Below are 16,087 nucleotides of genomic sequence, written 5' to 3'. Positions count from 1 at the left end.
CGTCAGCCAGGCATCCATCGGGCTGGAGACCGCACCGACGCCGAACTGCAGAAAGCCGACCTTGTCGGCGAGGCTCTGCCCGTCGACCTGCGCACCCTCCTTGACGATCACCGCGCCACCGAGCACGTCGCTGTGGCCGCCGAGGTACTTGGTTGTCGAGTGCACGACGACGTCGGCCCCCAGAGAGAGCGGTTGCTGCAGGTACGGGGTCGCGAAGGTGTTATCGACGACCACGATTGCGCCCACTTCGTGCGCGATCGCGGCAACTGCGGCGATGTCGGTGATCTTCATCAACGGGTTGCTCGGCGTCTCGATCCAGACGACCTTGGTCGCGAGCGGTCGGATGGCGGCGCGCACGGCATCCAGGTCGCTCATGTCGACCGTGGAAAGCGACACGCCCCACGGAACGAAGACGCGGGAAACCAGACGATGGGTTCCGCCGTAGACATCGTTGCCCATCAACACGTGAGCGTTGGGTGTCAGGGTGGCCCGCAACAGTGCGTCTTCGGCCGAGAGCCCCGAGGCGAAACTGAAGGCGCGTTCACCCCCCTCGAGACTGGCCAGCAGAGTCTGAAGTGCCGTACGGGTCGGGTTGCCTCCGCGGGCGTATTCGTAGCCGTTGCGAAAACCGCCGATTCCGTCCTGCACGAAGGTGGTCGTGAAATAGATCGGAGGGATGACGGCGCCGGTGGTCGGGTCGAACTCCTGCCCGGCATGGATGGCGCGCGTTGAGAACTGGTGGTGCGAATCGGTCATGGGATGCGGCGTCCTAGGCGCCGAGGAAAGTCAGGAGATCGTGGCGGGTGAGAACGCCGGCCGGTTTTCCGTCGTCGACGATCAACAGCGCGTCAACGTTGACGAGGGCGTCGCGGGCGGCATCGACCGACTCGTTCACCCCGATCAGATTGAGAGCTGGCGAGATGAACTTCGCCAAGGCGTCGGTGAGCTGAGCGCGGCCCGAGAACACAGCATCCACCAGGGCCTTCTCGTCGATCGACCCGACGACCTCGCCCATCACGACCGGCGGTTCGGTCATCAGCACCGGCATCGCCGAGATGTCGTAGCGACGCATCTTGTCGATCGTGTGCCGCACCGTGTCGCTGGGATGCACATGGATGAGGTCGGGCAGCGTGCCATCTTTCGTGCCGACAATGTTGGCGACGGTGGAGCCGGTGTCGGCGGGCAGGAAACCGTAGGACCGCATCCACTTGTCGTTGAACACCTTGCCGAGATACCCGCGGCCGCCATCGGGCAGCAGGATCACCATCACCGCGTCGGCGGGGAGGTCGCGGGCGGCTTTCAGCCCGACCGAGACCGCGAGACCGCTCGATCCGCCGACCAGCAGACCCTCCTCGCGCGCTAGCCTGCGGGTGATTTCGAAGGATTCGGCATCGCTCGAGGCGATGATCTGGTCGACGACGGAGGGGTCGTAGGCGGTCGGCCAGAAATCTTCACCGACGCCCTCGACGAGGTAGGGCCGGCCCGTACCGCCGGAGTACACCGAACCCTCAGGGTCAGCCCCGATCACCACGATGTTGGGGTTTTGCTCTTTGAGGTACTTTCCCGCGCCGGAGATGGTGCCGCCCGTACCGACGCCCGCGACGTAGTGGGTGACCTTGCCCTCGGTGTCGCGCCAGATCTCGGGTCCGGTGGTTTCGTAATGCGCGAGCGGACCGTTCGGGTTCGAGTACTGGTCGGGCTTGAACGCACCGGGGATTTCGCGCACCAGACGGTCGCTGACCGAGTAGTACGAGTCGGGGCTGTCGGGCGCGACGGAGGTCGGGGTGACCACGATCTCGGCGCCGTAGGCCAAGAGCACGTTGCGCTTGTCTTCGCCGACCTTGTCGGGCAGCACGAAGACACAGCGGTAGCCGCGCTGCTGGGCGACCAAGGCCAGGCCGATTCCGGTGTTTCCACTCGTCGGTTCGACGATCGTGCCGCCGGGTTTGAGCTTGCCCTCGCGTTCGGCCGCGTCAAGGATTCGGGTCGCGATGCGATCCTTGCTCGAACCGCCCGGGTTGAGATACTCGACCTTCACCAACACCGTCGCCTGGATGCCCTCGGTCACCCTGTTCAGTTTGACGAGGGGAGTATTGCCGACGAGGTCGAGGACCGTCTCCGCGTACTTCATGCGGTCGAGCCTAACGTCGCGCGCTGGAGCATGAGACGGAGGCCCTTTCGGGCCTCCGTGCGACGCCAGCGCCGACGCCCGTCCCGGGCGTCGGCGTCACTTGAGGCAGTCCCCTACGCGATGACGAGAGACCCAATCCCCTTCTCGCCAACCGCCGAGAGCGCCTGAGCACCGAGATGTTGCCGGGCGTCGATGGCTTGGCCGAGATCGCGGGCGAGCGCCGGTCGAGTGCGCACCACCGCGTCGATCGCGGCCGTCGGGATGAACAGCACAGCGACGTCGACCAGGGCCACGACATCTGCCCCAACGGCCTGCCGGGTGAGTGCGGTGAGGCCGAGCACGTCGTCACGCTGCAACTGCGTGACGCGCACCTGAGATCCTTGCGACCCCGGGACGCTCATCTCGACGACTCCGCTCACGATGATTCGGAGGCCGTCGGGCACGGCTCCCGCCCGTTGAAGCCTCTCGCCCTCGCCCCAGCGCTCAAGTTGAACGCCCTGATCGAGCAGGGTCACGGCGTCGTCGGGCGACAGGTAGAAGCGCGGAGCGAGTCTCAGCAGAACCTCACGCGTGTTCTCGGGAGTCGCGTAGTTGTCGGTCAGATCGCGGTCAAGGTGCAGGCCCGCACGTCGAGCGGCGTACCAGAGCCGGGTGCGGAACAACCCGAGGGTGCCGTACGACTTTCCCGGAGAGGTCAGCGGGATGCTCACTTCGTACCAAGACTTGCCCATCGGAATCGCCGATGCCTCGCCGTCAGGGTGCCGCTCGGGGAGGCCGTTCGCCACCTCGACCATGAGGTCGATCACCGCTTGGGGGGGATCGTCGGTTGCGAAACGCACGTCGGCACTTGTCTCCCACGGTGCGGTCGCCCGGGTGAGGTTACTGAACGAGTTGCCGGCCAGGTTCGAGTTCGGGATGATCAGAACCCCGTTGCCCGTATCAATATGCGTCGCGCGCCAGTTCACGGCGACGACGCGACCCTTGCCTTCCGGCGTCACGATGTAGTCGCCGGTCTCGAAGGGCTGCTCAAACAGCAGAAACAGTCCCGAGAGCACCCCGCCGACAGCATTCTGCAGAGCGAGGCCGATGACGATCGACCCGACGCCGAGGGCGGTGAAAAAGCCGCCGATGTCGGCGTTCCAGATCCAGCCGAACAGCACCGCGAGGCAGATCACGATGAGCAGCACGCGGGCGATCTCGACGAAGATCGTCGGGATGCGGCTGCGCCACGTGTCCGGCTTTGCGGTGACGAAGATGGCGAGGTTGAGGCCGTTCAACAAAACCAAGATGACGACGAAGCCAAAGGCGGTCGCCGCGATCTTCGCCCAGGTGAAATCGTTCGTGCCGCCGGCACTCGGAATCTGCGTGAACAGGATGATGATCGCGCCGAGCGGGGCCAGCACATTCCTGATCAGCAGCACGATGCGTTGACCCGGGTTGTCGCGGCGCACCATCGAGGTGTGTACCTCGCCGAGCACCAGCAGAACCAGCGGTAACCCGACGATGACGGCTACCGCGGGCCAGAACCACGGCTCAGCCAGGATGCCGTTGATGACGTCGAACATTGCGGCCTCAGCCCGTGACGGCGGTCGGGTCGACGCGCCAGACACGCTGCCATCCGCCGGTTGTCTCGACGACGCCCGAGTCGGTGTAGGGCAGGGTGTCGGGAATTTTGTCGACAACGCGCTGGGTCAGGAAGATGCCGTTCTCGGTCGCGCCACCCTGCAGCCGGAACGCGAGGCTGACGGCGTCACCCCACAGGTCGTAGGCCATGCTCGACCGGCCGACCAGGCCGCTCGTCACGGTGCCGGTGTCTAGCCCGACTCGGATGCTGAGGGTCGCGCCCTGCTGCGCTCCGAATCGATCGATGATCTTCGCCATCTCCATCGCGAAGGCGAACGCGCGCCGCGCATGGTCGACTCGCGGCACCGTGAGCCCGCAGCTGGCGAGGTAACCCTGCCGAGTACCGCGAACGCGCTCAACGCCGTGCTCTTCGGCCGCCTCGTCGAACGCACGGAAGATCTCATTGAGCAGGTCGAGCGATTTCTCTGACCCGAGGCCGCGACCGTACTCCTCGAAGCCGACGACGTCGGCAAATAGGACGGTGACCTCTTGGTGGTCTTCGACGATCGTCTTCGCACCCTCGCGGTACCGCTTCGCGAGGGTCTCGGGCATGAGGGTGCGCAGCAGCCGTTCGTTTTCTTGCCGCTGCTCTTCGAGGAGCGAGTTCTTCAGCTCAAGGCTGCGACTCATCTCGTTGAACGCCGTGCCGACGTCGACCAGTTCGTCGCTCTCGCCGACATCCACTTGCACTCCGGTCTCGCCCGCGGCAATGCGACGAGCGGCATCCCGAAGTCGGCGCAGCGGTCGGACGGCTGCGCTGGCAATGATCACCGAAATCAGCGAGACGATGCCCACCAGGATGGCGGACGAGATCGCGAGCCGACTCGTAAACTCCTCAACCGGTGCGAGTGCTTCGCTCGAGTCGATCTCGGCGATGATGCCCCAATTGATCCCCTTGGCCGGAGTCACCGGGGCGTAGGCCGCGATCGTCTGCTGGTTGAGATAGTTGCCGGAACTGATCGTGCCGGTCTGACCCTTGAGGGCGAGGTTGGCGGCTTGGGTGTTCACCGTCTGCAGCAACAGGGTCTGTCCGCTGGAGACCGCCTGCTGGGCATCATCCGCCGAAAGCCCCGCTGCGATCGCTGCCTTCTGGTAGGCCTGCGGATCTTCGACCAGTTGGCGCGACAGCGAGCGCATGGTGTTGTCGGAGCCGACGAGGTAGGCCTCACCGGTCTGGCCGAGCCCGCCCTCGGCCCAGTTCTCGCCACCTGTCATGACGTTGTTGATGCGGTCAACCGGCAGGCGCACCGCGATCGCCCCGACGATCGCGTCGTCGCTCGCGAGAGGCGCAACGGCCCACGCTGTCGGGTCGTCGAGCGCGGGCGCGTAGGGTCCGAAGTCGCTGAACGTCACCGAGTCGAGCCGGTTGCCCGACATCGCCTTCTGGTACGCCAGCGCAAGGTTCGTGTAGCTGTACGGTCCTGAGACCAGGTCGGCACCGAGGTCGACGCTCTTGCCGACCGAGTACACGATCTGGCCGGAACCTGAGATCAGCACCAGATCGGGGTAGTCCGAGAGTGAGGCGAGCCGACGCAGGTAGTCGTGGAACTCGGCATGCGCTGTCGACCACGCGCTGCCATCCCCCGCATCGTCGACGGACGACGGCGTATCGCCGCCCTCAATCACGTAGTGGAAGAGCAGGTAGCGCGCCGCAGCCGACGTCGGGATGAAGCTCGACGCATCGGACTGCTCGTGGGTGGCGGCGTTCAACTTGGGCCCGAAGTCATCCGTGAAGTACGCGTCGAGCTGCGCCTCTTGGTCGGCCGTGAGCACGCCAGCAGCAGATCCGGGACTGGCGGCTTTGCCGGCATCCGCCGTTTCGCCGACGTTGTCGAGCGCCGAGAACGCGTTCGAGAAGGCGATCTCGGCGTTCACGACCGAATCGTCGCGGCTAGCCAGGAGCATCGAGTTCTGGATCGTCGAGAACAGGTTGACGACTTCGCGGGCGCGCGAGTCACGCACCTCGATGAGTCGCGCGTTGGCAGCCTTGCTGAGGGAGTCGGTGCCGTTGACGTAGCCGATGACGCCGACGACAACGTTGGAGCCGACGCTAACCAGCAGCAGCATGAGGAGCAGCAGTGACTTGATGCTCAGGGTGCGACGTTTGCGTACCTGCGGGAGGGACGCCGAAATAGGGTCGCCCGGCGCGTCGGCAACACTCACAACACGCCTCCCGGCACTCGAGCTTGAGTTGACTCACTTTAGCCGGGTCCTCGGCGCATCCGGAGCGGGTTCAGCATTGATCCGGCTGGATGCCGCAGAATCAGAGGACTCGTCTACCAATAAGGAGAGCGTCATGGCCACGCCCCCGAACCGTCCCGCCGCGAAGCCGCCGACCGTCAAGGAACAGCGCGCCGACAAGCGTGCCCTCCAGATGGCCGCTTTCAAGAAGCAAGAGCAGGCGCGCACGCGCACCCGACGGTTCGGAATCATCGCCGCGATCGTCGCGATCGCCCTGGTGATCGGCGTCGTCACGACCGTGGTCATCGTCAACGCGAACCCGCCGCAATCAGCACCGCTCACCGGGCCGCTCAAGGAGCGCGTGCAGCTCTACCCAGGCCTCGAAGCAACCCACGTCACCACCTCGGTCACCTACCCGCAGACCCCTCCGGTTGGCGGCCCGCACAATCCGGTCTGGCTGAACTGCGGCGTCTACGACGTGAAGCAGCAGAACGAGAACGCTGTGCATGCCCTCGAACACGGCTCGGTCTGGATCACCTACGACCCGGCGACGACGTCCGCCGCCGAGATCACCGCTCTGGAGAAGCTCACTCCCACCACCTACGCGATCCTCTCGCCCTACCCGGGAATCGGCGATCAGATGGCGATCTCAGCCTGGGGCGCCCAGCTGCGCTTCACGGATGTTGGGGACCCCACTGTGCAAGATTTCATCGAACAGTACTGGCGTTCACCCGACTCGCCCGAGCCGAGCGCGCCGTGCACGGGTGGGATCGACGGTCCCGGCAAGCAGTCGTGACCCGGCCGCCGGGGCGGATCGTCGCGGCCCTCGTGGTGATCGGCCTCCTTCTCGCGGGGGGCGGGTTTCTCGCCGGTCGCGCGGTCTCACCCGCTGCGGTGACCCCAACAACTGAGAGCGCTGCTGCCGGGTTCCTGCGGGACATGCAGGTGCACCACGCTCAGGCCGTACAGATGGCGTTGCTCGTGCGCGATCGCACCGACGACGAGGCCGTGCGGCAACTCGCGTACGACATCGCCGTCTCGCAGGCGACGCAGTCGGGCCAGATGTACGGTCTGCTCCAGGCCTGGGACCTCCCGCAGGCGTCGTCCGCCCCAGCGATGACGTGGACCCTCCTCCCGACCCTTGATGCGTCGCAGGGCGGTCACCAGATGGACCCGACCGCGCCCAACGGGATGCCGGGGATGGCAACCGAGGATCAGATCGCCCAACTCACCGCGGCATCCGGCGATGAGGCGGTGCGACTGTTTCTGACGCTGATGATCGCCCACCATCAGGGTGGTGTCGAGATGGCAGACGCGGTGCTTGCCCGCACCGACAACAGCCAGGTCGTCAGTCTCGCGGCCGGGATCCAGCGCGCCCAGAAGGCCGAGATCGTGGCGATGCAGCAGATGCTGGCAGAGCGGAACTGACCTCGGCATCCATCGCGCCGTCCTCGAGTTGTTCGGCGAACAGTCGAGCGTAGATGCCCCCCTCGGCGATCAGCTCGCCGTGCGTACCGCGCTCGACCAGGTGCCCCGCCTCGATGACGAAGATCACGTCGGCGTTCACAACGGTCGACAGCCGGTGTGCGATGGCCAGTGTGGTGCGGCCCTTCGACGCGTCATCGAGTGCGCGCTGCACGATGCGCTCCGAGACGGTGTCGAGAGCACTGGTCGCTTCATCGAGGATCAGCACCGCGGGATCTTTGAGGAGCACCCGTGCGATCGCGACCCGCTGCTTCTCGCCCCCACTCAGCCGGTAGCCGCGCTCGCCGACGACGGTGTCGTACCGATCGGGGAATGACGCGATCGTTTCGTGGATGTTGGCCGCCCGCGCCGCCGCCTCGAGCTCGGCATCCGTCGCATCCGGTTTGGCGTACCTCAGATTCTCGGCGATCGTGGCGTGAAAAAGGTAGGTCTCTTGGCTCACTATTCCGATCGAGCCGATCAGCGAGTCATGGGTGAGGTTGCGAACATCCTCTCCGGCAAACACCACCCGACCCTCGGACGCCTCATAAAGCCGGGGCACCAGATACGAGATCGTGGTCTTGCCGGCACCCGACGGTCCGACGAACGCCGCGTACTGTCCCGGCTCGAGCGAGAACGAAATCCCCTTGAGGGTCGCCGTGCCCTCCGGGGGAACATCGGGATAGCGAAACACGACGTTGTCGAAAGCGACGCGGCCCAGGGCTGCCGGCGACACCGGAGTGGCGTCGGGCGCGTCGACAATCGAGGGCACCAGGTCGAGGTACTCGAAGATTCGGGCGAACAGTGCTTGAGAGGTCTGCAGGTCGAGCGCGACGCGAAGGAGCCCCATCAGCGGCCACATCAACCGTGCCTGCACCGTCGTGAACGCAACGATCGTTCCCGCTGTCACCGGGATGTCGTGGCCAATCAGCCAGGCCGCGACCAAGTAGGTTGCGGCGGGAATCACCGACAGCACGACTCCGACGATCGCGAAGAACCACTGCCCGGCCATCGCCTGACGAACCTGGAGGGCGATCTGGCGTTCGTTCTCGTCCTGATAGCGGCCTACTTCGGCGGCCTGCTGGTTGAAGGCCTTCGCGAGCAGGATGCCCGAAACGCTCAGCGTTTCCTGCGTGATCGAGGTCATCTCCGACAACGACTCCTGCGTCTTCGTCGCGATGCGAGCTCGCACCTGGCCGACGCGACGCTGAACGATCAACAGGATCGGGAACAACACCACCGCGACGATCGTCATCTGCCAACTCAGCAGCAGCATCGCGACGAGGGCCGCGATCACCGTCACGGTGTTGCCGACGACACTCTGAATGGTGTTGCTCAACACTCCGGCGACGCCGCCGACGTCGTTCTGCAACCTCGACTGGATGATCCCCGTCTTGGTGCGAGTGAAGAACCCGAGCTCCATCCGCTGCAAGTGCGAAAACAGCCGCACCCGCAGAGCACCCATCACACTGTTGCCGATCCGGGCGGTGAAGTAGCTCTGCCCGACCCCGAGAGCGGCCGACACGAACCAGACCAGCACCATGAGAGCGACCAACTGAAGCAGGACGGGAAAGTTCGGCCCCCCGGACGCGGGAAATAGCCCGTCATCGAAAGCGCGCTGAGTCAACAGCGGGGGCAGGACCCCCAGCGCGGCCGAGACCAGAACGAGCGCGATCGTCACCGTCAGCATCCGCGCGTGCGGTCGAAACAGATCACCGATCCGGGCAATCAAATCCGGGATGCGCGGGGCCTGAGCGTTCTGGGCCTTCTGGACATCGGCATCTCGCCCGCCGACGCCGCGACCGCCCGACCCCGTCCCGCGCCCCGCCATACTCACCCGACGAAGCCTACGGTCTGAGTGCCGCGCGCGCCGGAGCCTGAGATGGCGAAAGGCCCCGTTCCGACGTGGAACGGGGCCTTTCGAGTGAAGCTGAGTTACTTGAGGGTGACGGTCGCGCCGGCGCCTTCGAGCTGGGCCTTGGCCTTCTCGGCGGCGTCCTTGTTGACACCCTCCAGCACGTTGGCGGGAGCGCCATCGACGAGGGCCTTCGCCTCGCCGAGGCCGAGGCTGGTGAGGGTGCGCACCTCCTTGATGACGGCGATCTTTGCGGCACCCGCGGACTCGAGGACGACGTCGAAGGAATCCTTCTCCTCTTCCTCGACCGGAGCGGCAGCTCCGCCACCGGCAGCCGGAGCGGCGGCGGCGGGGGCTGCGGCGGTGACCTCGAAGGTCTCCTCGAACTTCTTGACGAACTCCGAGAGCTCGATGAGGGTCAGGTCCTTGAACGCCTCAAGCAGGTCGTCAGTGCTGAGCTTTGCCATGATTTACTCCTAGTTTTCTTGATTCGTATCGGGACAGCGTCAGCTGCCCGACTCCTGCTTCGCACGCAAAGCGTCGACCGTACGGACGGCCTTCGCGAGCGGGGCGTTGAACATGTAGGCGGCTCCGAACAGCGAGGCCTTCATGGCGCCAGCCAGCTTTGCCAGCAGCACCTCTCGGGTCTCGAGGTCAGCGAGCTTGCCTACCTCGGCAGCGGTCAGCGGAGCGCCATCGAAATAGCCTCCCTTGACCACAAGCAGAGGGTTCGCCTTGGAGAAGTCACGCAGCGCCTTCGCGACGGCGACGGTGTCGCCGTGCACGAACGCGAGGGCCGACGGGCCGACGAGTTCGGCGTCGAACGTGCTGATGCCAGCCTCGTTCGCCGCGATCTTGGTGAGCGTGTTCTTCACCACGGCATAGCTCGCGTTCTCACGGAGGTTCGCGCGGAGCTGCTTGAGCTGCGCGACCGTGAGCCCGCGGTACTCGGTGAGCACGATCGCGTTCGAGGTACGGAACTTGTCCGTCAACTCGGCGACGTTGGCTTCCTTGTTCGCCATGGTCAATCCTTCTTGGGCATTACTGCCCTGCTGTGGTGAGTGATAGTCGCAGCCCACGAAAAAAGCCCCGGCGCAAGCGCACGGAGCTTCGGGCCCAGAAGGGCGAGTCACTTCACACACCTGCGCTGGCTTTCCTTGCGGAAACTTGATCTCTCCCGAAGGAGAGAACCGGCGGTCTACGGCCTCGTTGAGCATAGGCGATCGGCGACGCGACAGCAAGGCGACCGATCAGCCCTTCGGGGCGGGTTTGGCCTTCCGGGGTTTCGGCTTCGCGGTTTCGACTTCCTCGGGTGCGACTTCGTCGGGTGCGACTTCGTCGGGTACGGCTTGCGCGGGTGCAGCGTCCTCGGCTGCGACGTCCGCCGCATCGTCGTGAGGCTCATCGGCGGACTTTCGCCTGCGCAACAGACCGGGCAGCGCGAGAGCGACAACGATCACCAGAAGCAAGAGCACGACAACGGCGACCGCAAGGGTTACGCCCGAGCCGCCGCCGTCTGCCGCGGTGCTGGACCCGCCCTCCGCGGGAAGCAGGGCGATCTCGTCGAGGGGGACGGGCGTGCTCAGGCCGGTCGAACCCGCGACGAGCGTGGTGACGATCCCGTCGGCACCGAGAGCGAGCCAGGCGCGGCTGGCGTCATCCCGTACGACCGAGGCTCCCTCCGGCACGGCGGCGAGAGCGATCGCCAGGTCGGGATCGGCGTCGAACGAGGCGAGCTCGGGGCGCACCGAGGCCGGGTTGATCCAGATCGTGGCAAGACCCACCGGGGCGTCGCCGATCGTGATCGGAACAACCCACTCGTTGCGCAGATCGATCGGATGATCGGTGTGCTGGCCAGCGATCAACGCGGCGCTCCAGACGTGTACCCGCGAGATGGCGCCGACCTTCGTGGTGTCGTCGAAGTCGACACCGTGCCCGGCGGCATCCGGGCCGTACACGTCGTTGAGTTGGGCGACGAGGGTTCCATCGGTCGCGTAACTCGCGACCTCAGAAGGGACCGATCCATCTGCACTGGCGGTCAGCGCCGGGGCAAGCAGCATCAAGGCAAGGGCGAAAAGGGTGGCGAGAAACGCGGCGAGCGGCACGGCGATCGCACTGCGGGGTGAGGGCATCCGGAGGCTTTCGCTCAAGAGTGGGGCGACGGGTCGTCCCATGCTCTCACCGCGAAGCGACGGCCAGCGGGAGGCGCACGACGAAGCGAGTGTCCCCCGGCACACTCGTGACTGCCACCGATCCTCCGTGAGCGTCGACCACCGCCGCGACGATGGCGAGCCCGAGGCCGGTACTGCCGGTGGCGCGCGAGCGCGAACCGTCGCCGCGGGCGAACCGTTCGAAGAGAACGGGCAGCAGATCGGGCGCGATGCCGGGGCCGTCATCCGCAATCGTCACGACAGCCTGGCTGCCCTCGCGCGCCACAATCGCGGTCACGATGGTTCCCGCCGGGGTGTGGACGCGAGCGTTGCCCAGCAGGTTCGCGACGACTTGATGAAGCCGGTTGAGGTCGCCGGGCACGACCACGGGGCCGGTCTCGGGATCGACATCGACTCGCCAGACGTGGTCGGGAGCCGCGACATGAGCGTCTGCGACAGCGTCGGCGATCAGCGGGACGAGATCAACGTCGCCTTCGATCAGATCGCGGCCCGCGTCGAGTCGGGCCAGCAGCAGCAGGTCTTCGACGAGCGAGGTCATGCGCACCGACTCCGACTCGATCCGCGACAGGGCGTAGACGATGTCGTCGGGCAGCTCGAGCCCGCTCCGCCGGGTCAGCTCGGAGTAGCCGCGAATGGAGGCAAGCGGCGTGCGCAACTCGTGACTGGCATCCGCGACAAATTGCCGCACCTTCTCTTCGCTCTCCTGACGCGAGCGAAGTGACGTCTCGACATGCTCAAGCATCAGATTGAATGCCGCACCGACCTGCCCAACTTCGGTGTGCGGGTCGGCATCGGCAACACGTTCAATGAGCGCAACCTGGCCCCGGGCGAGCGGAAGTTCGGCGACTCGACGTGCGGTCGCGGTGACCCGACCGAGCGGCAGCAGGGCAACGCGCACCACTTGGATGCCGGCGAGCGCCGCAGAGATCAGCGCCGCAAGAGTGACCAGGGCGAAGATGAGCGCGAGGTTACTGCTGGTCGATGTGACTTCAGCGGTCGGCAGGCCCGCGATGACCCGGTCGCCGGCTGGCGTCGAATGCTCGGCGACTCGAAACTCTCCGAGGTCGTCGAGCTCGACGGTCGCCACGCTGCCGCGCTCGAGACTGAGGCTCTCGAGTTGGATGATCTGCGCGTTCGAGAGCCGCACGGCAGTGCCGGCATCGTCGATGTATTCGGCACGCACCACCGTGCCCCCGCGAAACCTGAGCACGAGAGTACCGATCCGGTTGGCCGGCAGTTGATCGTCGACGTCGGGGTGGCCGCCGGTTGTGGGCGCATCGGCGCGGCTCACCGCATCCTGAACCTGCGCGTCGAGGCGGGTGAGCAAGTTTTGCCGCAGAGCGAGCACGCTCAGTACACCGACAACGACGCTCACCACGGCGAGCAGGGCGACGATGCCGACCACGAGCCGGCGGCGCAGTGACCAGGTGGGGCGGCTCGCCATCAGAGCGCAGGCTTGATCGTGTACCCGACTCCGCGCACGGTGTGGATCATCGCCGATCGACCTTCGTCGATCTTCTTGCGCAGGTAGGAGATGTAGATCTCAACGATGCTCGAGCGTCCCCCGAAGTCGTAACTCCAGACCCGGTCGAGAATCTGCGCCTTGCTCAGCACCCGACGCGGGTTGCGCATCAGGTAGCGCAGCAACTCAAACTCCGTCGCGGTGAGGGCGATCGGCACCTCGGCGCGCGAGACCTCGTAGGTCTCTTCGTTGAGAAGCAGGTCGCCGACCCGCAACTCGGGGTCGGTCGCGGCTGACACGATTTTGGCGCTGCGGCGCAGCAGTCCGCGCAGGCGAGCGATGACTTCGTCGAGCGAAAACGGCTTGGTGACGTAGTCGTCGCCACCGGCGGTCAGTCCGGCGACGCGGTCATCGACCGCGTCCTTCGCGGTCAGGAAGAGCACCGGCACCTCACTGCCAGCGGCGCGAAGCCGTTGCAGCACCTGGAGCCCATCGAGATCAGGCAGCATCACGTCGAGCACGATCACGTCGGGCGCGAAGGTGCGCGCCTCGGCGAGGGCTTCTTGCCCCGTGGCGGCCGTGCGAACGTCCCAGCCTTCGTAGCGCAGCGCCATCCTGAGCAGATCGCCCAGTGACGCCTCGTCGTCGACGACCAATGCGCGAACGGGCGTACCGTCGGGGCGCGTTACGCGCGTGGGAACTGAGGCTGCGGATGCGATCACACCCCTCAGTCTCCTCGTCAACCTATGAAACGCCTATGGACTTCCTTGGCTGCGACCTGGAAGCGTCTCGACAGTGTGACGTGTCGCCCCGCGGGGGACGGTGGGGCGAGGCAGACTGGGGCCGTGACGATCGTGCAGCCGACCCTCCCGCTCTGGGATGAGCCAGCGCCGTCGCACCGCGACCGCATCGTCGCCGACGCCACCGACCGCGTCGGCTGGTTGAAAGCACGGGCGCGCGGGGTAACCGCCACCGACGTCGCCCGACTCACGAGCGAGCGGGCCGTGAAGACGCTCGCGATGGAGAAGTTGCTCGGCTCTCGGTTCACGGGCAACGCGTATACCGAACACGGTCGGCTTCGCGAGCCGGCCATCGGCCGCTGGGCGGGCCATGTTTACGGGATGCGATCCTCCAGCGCGCTCTTCCACGCCGAAGGCAATACGGCACACCTCGCGACCCCCGACGGCCTGCGCGAACTCGACGGTCGCGTCGAGCTGTGCGAGATCAAGACGACGGTGCATTCTTGGCGCGGCATCCCGCGCAACTACCTGCGCCAGGTGTGGTGGCAGCAGTACGTCCTAGGGGCTCAGCGCACCCTGGTTGTCTGGGAGCGGCACGACGAGTTCGTTCCGATCTCCAGTGAGCCCGAGTGCCGCTGGGTCGACCGGGACGACACCGAGATTGGCCGACTCATTACCCTCGCCGACAGCCTGCTCGCCGCCATGAGGCGTGACCCCGCCCTGCGCGAGATCTCCCCGCGCTGAGCTTCGCTCGAGGGCCGTTCTCTCCAACGACAGCGCCGCTCCGTACACCGCGACCCACGCGATCCCGATCGTCGTCGCCGTGAACTCTAAGTAGCTTCCGAGCCCGGCGTAGAAGTTGAACACCGACATCAGACCGCCCGTCGCGGAGATGACAGCAACCGAGACCGCGGCGACCAGCGAGAAGCGACGGATGACGCGGTGACCGATCGCGAACGCACACTGCAGCATCGCCCAGGCGGCGAACGCGAAGGCGAGAGTCGCCGCGGTCACATGACCGAGGTCTTGCCAGGAGAGGTTCGGGCCGAACCTGGGCACCGGACATCCACTCGTGCAGGTCACCTGCGATGCGACCAAGAACAGCACGCTCGCGATCGTCAGACTGACCGAAGGCGGCCACCAGCGCAGCACCGCAACCCGCGACCGGATCCGTCGCCCCACCCAGGCGACCGAGAGTCCGGCGAGCACGAGCAGGAGAAGCGCGGCCTGAAACCACTTCGCGGTGGGTTCACCCTGAGCGCCGAGTTCGCTGACGTACGCGTCGCGGTGAACCGTCGAACGAGCGACCGCGATGATGCTGAGCGAAGCCCACGCCAGCACGGCGCCGAGCCCCGCGACGAGGCGCGAGATCATCCCGGTCAGGCTTGGGGTGCCCGGAGGGGCCAGTTGGTACGCCGACGACTCACCCAGACCACCGCAGCCCCAACCCCGAGCACCACCGCGGCGATCAGGATCACGTAGAACGAGACCGAGAGGTAACCGTTCGGCGAGGTGTCGGGGTTGAGGAACGGGTACGGGTACCAGTTCACGCCCGAGAGTTCCTCGACCACGAGCGGTCCGCGGATCAACGTGTACGCCGCCCACACGACGGGGAAGATCACGACGACCCAGATGTGCTTCCAGTCCAGGCGCCCGCGACCCGGCGCGAAGAGCCAGTCGAGGATGACGCACAGCGGCCCCACCACGTGCAAGATCTCGTTCGACCACTCCAACGTGGTGCCCTGCGGCAGTTCGACGTTGCGCAGCAGCAGGTTGTAGACGATAAACGTCACCGTCATGTAGGTCGTGGTGACCAGACGCAGGATCGTGTACCAGCGACCCTCGACCCCCTTCGTCGCGACCAGCAGCACCGCGCCGATCAGTAGGGCAACGACGCTCAGCACGTTCGACTCGATCGTGAAGAAGCTGAAGAAGTTGATCAGGAACGCCCCGACGTCTTTCGCTCCCAGCCCGGAACGATAGTCGAGCGAATAGAGCAACTGGCCGACAATTGCGGCGGTGATGGCGGCGGCGGCAATCACGCGGAGCACAGCGAAAAGTGGTCTCACGATCGCATGGTACCGGGATGGGCTCGATTTCGAAGCTTCAAGAGCACGTGACCTCCGCGAAACACCGGCGACTCATCCGACCCGTTTACTGGATACGGAAGCGGGGAGACCGAAGGATGACCACCATGCGGGCCATGGCGATGACTCAGGCCGGCGGGCCGGAAGTGCTCACACTCGCGGACGTCGAACGTCCGGTGCGGGTGAATGCCGAGTTACTGATCCGCGTCGTCGCCGCCGGCGTCAACCCGATCGACGCGAAGACCAGGTCGGGCAAAGGTGCGTTCGCGGGCATCACGAACTTTCCCGTGATCCTCGGCAACGACTTCAGCGGGATCGTCGAAGAGGCCCCCTACGAAGCGCACCCCCTTCAGCCGGGTACCGAGGTCTACGG

Annotated in this window: 15 protein-coding genes and 1 pseudogene; 4 read left to right on the top strand and 12 right to left on the bottom strand. The window is 65.9% G+C overall.

What is annotated here, in order from left to right:
• The 4 genes from ABIR17_RS02790 to ABIR17_RS02775 all read right to left on the bottom strand — a co-directional run.
• Nucleotides 1-756: aminotransferase class I/II-fold pyridoxal phosphate-dependent enzyme (locus ABIR17_RS02790; RefSeq protein ID WP_348002838.1), on the bottom strand; the 756-nt coding region annotated here is incomplete at its 3' end.
• Nucleotides 757-769: 13 nt separating this feature from the next.
• On the bottom strand, nucleotides 770-2,131 hold the full coding sequence (locus tag ABIR17_RS02785; RefSeq protein ID WP_348002837.1) for a cystathionine beta-synthase: 1,362 nt from the start codon (nucleotides 2,129-2,131) through the stop codon (nucleotides 770-772).
• Between the two features lie 113 nt (nucleotides 2,132-2,244).
• Complete coding sequence (locus ABIR17_RS02780) at nucleotides 2,245-3,696, bottom strand: mechanosensitive ion channel domain-containing protein (RefSeq protein ID WP_348002836.1); 1,452 nt, start codon at nucleotides 3,694-3,696, stop codon at nucleotides 2,245-2,247.
• Between the two features lie 7 nt (nucleotides 3,697-3,703).
• Nucleotides 3,704-5,917: an adenylate/guanylate cyclase domain-containing protein gene (locus ABIR17_RS02775; RefSeq protein ID WP_348002835.1), complete on the bottom strand. Its 2,214-nt coding sequence runs from the start codon at nucleotides 5,915-5,917 to the stop codon at nucleotides 3,704-3,706.
• A gap of 133 nt (nucleotides 5,918-6,050) precedes the next feature.
• Here ABIR17_RS02775 and ABIR17_RS02770 point away from each other — a divergent pair, with 133 nt between their 5' ends.
• Together ABIR17_RS02770 and ABIR17_RS02765 are read left to right on the top strand one after the other, a co-directional pair.
• Complete coding sequence (locus ABIR17_RS02770) at nucleotides 6,051-6,731, top strand: DUF3105 domain-containing protein (RefSeq protein WP_348002834.1); 681 nt, start codon at nucleotides 6,051-6,053, stop codon at nucleotides 6,729-6,731.
• Nucleotides 6,728-7,363 carry a DUF305 domain-containing protein gene (locus ABIR17_RS02765; protein ID WP_348002833.1) on the top strand — a complete coding sequence of 212 codons (636 nt, stop codon included), beginning with the start codon at nucleotides 6,728-6,730 and terminating at the stop codon, nucleotides 7,361-7,363. The genes ABIR17_RS02770 and ABIR17_RS02765 overlap by 4 nt, the downstream gene beginning before the upstream one ends.
• Here the strand turns inward: ABIR17_RS02765 and ABIR17_RS02760 are convergent.
• The 6 genes from ABIR17_RS02760 to ABIR17_RS02735 form a co-directional block, all read right to left on the bottom strand.
• Entirely contained in the window at nucleotides 7,284-9,230 is a 1,947-nt protein-coding gene (locus tag ABIR17_RS02760; protein ID WP_348002840.1) for an ABC transporter ATP-binding protein, read from the bottom strand. The genes ABIR17_RS02765 and ABIR17_RS02760 overlap by 80 nt on opposite strands.
• A gap of 104 nt (nucleotides 9,231-9,334) precedes the next feature.
• On the bottom strand, nucleotides 9,335-9,721 hold the full coding sequence (gene rplL / locus ABIR17_RS02755; protein WP_348002832.1) for a 50S ribosomal protein L7/L12: 387 nt from the start codon (nucleotides 9,719-9,721) through the stop codon (nucleotides 9,335-9,337).
• Nucleotides 9,722-9,760: 39 nt separating this feature from the next.
• Entirely contained in the window at nucleotides 9,761-10,276 is a 516-nt protein-coding gene (gene rplJ / locus ABIR17_RS02750) for a 50S ribosomal protein L10 (RefSeq protein WP_348002831.1), read from the bottom strand.
• A gap of 228 nt (nucleotides 10,277-10,504) precedes the next feature.
• Nucleotides 10,505-11,386 (bottom strand): hypothetical protein, encoded by an 882-nt coding sequence (locus ABIR17_RS02745; RefSeq protein WP_348002830.1) that lies wholly within the window; start codon nucleotides 11,384-11,386, stop codon nucleotides 10,505-10,507.
• Between the two features lie 46 nt (nucleotides 11,387-11,432).
• Nucleotides 11,433-12,869 carry a HAMP domain-containing sensor histidine kinase gene (locus ABIR17_RS02740; RefSeq protein WP_348002829.1) on the bottom strand — a complete coding sequence of 479 codons (1,437 nt, stop codon included), beginning with the start codon at nucleotides 12,867-12,869 and terminating at the stop codon, nucleotides 11,433-11,435.
• A complete protein-coding gene (locus ABIR17_RS02735; RefSeq protein ID WP_348002839.1) occupies nucleotides 12,869-13,606 on the bottom strand; it encodes a response regulator transcription factor in 738 nt (245 codons plus the stop codon). The genes ABIR17_RS02740 and ABIR17_RS02735 overlap by 1 nt, the downstream gene beginning before the upstream one ends.
• Nucleotides 13,607-13,732: 126 nt before the next feature.
• Between ABIR17_RS02735 and ABIR17_RS02730 the strand changes: the two genes are divergently transcribed.
• Nucleotides 13,733-14,371 (top strand): YqaJ viral recombinase family protein, encoded by a 639-nt coding sequence (locus ABIR17_RS02730; protein ID WP_348002828.1) that lies wholly within the window; start codon nucleotides 13,733-13,735, stop codon nucleotides 14,369-14,371.
• A gap of 48 nt (nucleotides 14,372-14,419) precedes the next feature.
• Here the strand turns inward: ABIR17_RS02730 and ABIR17_RS02725 are convergent.
• Nucleotides 14,420-15,001 (bottom strand): annotated as a pseudogene (locus ABIR17_RS02725) (DUF998 domain-containing protein); the annotation flags it as partial.
• A 5-nt stretch (nucleotides 15,002-15,006) separates the two neighbouring features.
• Nucleotides 15,007-15,696, bottom strand: coding sequence for a Pr6Pr family membrane protein (locus ABIR17_RS02720; RefSeq protein WP_348002827.1), 690 nt, complete (start codon nucleotides 15,694-15,696; stop codon nucleotides 15,007-15,009).
• Between the two features lie 116 nt (nucleotides 15,697-15,812).
• Here ABIR17_RS02720 and ABIR17_RS02715 point away from each other — a divergent pair.
• Nucleotides 15,813-16,087 (top strand): alcohol dehydrogenase catalytic domain-containing protein (locus tag ABIR17_RS02715; RefSeq protein WP_348002826.1); only part of this gene is annotated, 275 nt, incomplete at its 3' end.

Origin of the sequence: Pseudolysinimonas sp., from assembly GCF_039912695.1 — a bacterium.
GTDB lineage: Bacteria > Actinomycetota > Actinomycetes > Actinomycetales > Microbacteriaceae > Pseudolysinimonas_A.
The sequence above is the reverse complement of the archived record's forward strand: the minus strand, read 5'-3'. Positions and strand labels throughout refer to the sequence as shown.

Coding starts and splice junctions, on each gene's coding strand:
- ABIR17_RS02785 (WP_348002837.1), bottom strand. CDS start 2,131: ATGAAGTACGCGGAGACGGTCCTCGACCTCGTCGGCAATACTCCCCTC.
- ABIR17_RS02780 (WP_348002836.1), bottom strand. CDS start 3,696: ATGTTCGACGTCATCAACGGCATCCTGGCTGAGCCGTGGTTCTGGCCC.
- ABIR17_RS02770 (WP_348002834.1), top strand. CDS start 6,051: ATGGCCACGCCCCCGAACCGTCCCGCCGCGAAGCCGCCGACCGTCAAG.
- ABIR17_RS02760 (WP_348002840.1), bottom strand. CDS start 9,230: ATGGCGGGGCGCGGGACGGGGTCGGGCGGTCGCGGCGTCGGCGGGCGA.
- rplL (WP_348002832.1), bottom strand. CDS start 9,721: ATGGCAAAGCTCAGCACTGACGACCTGCTTGAGGCGTTCAAGGACCTG.
- rplJ (WP_348002831.1), bottom strand. CDS start 10,276: ATGGCGAACAAGGAAGCCAACGTCGCCGAGTTGACGGACAAGTTCCGT.
- ABIR17_RS02745 (WP_348002830.1), bottom strand. CDS start 11,386: ATGCCCTCACCCCGCAGTGCGATCGCCGTGCCGCTCGCCGCGTTTCTC.
- ABIR17_RS02740 (WP_348002829.1), bottom strand. CDS start 12,869: ATGGCGAGCCGCCCCACCTGGTCACTGCGCCGCCGGCTCGTGGTCGGC.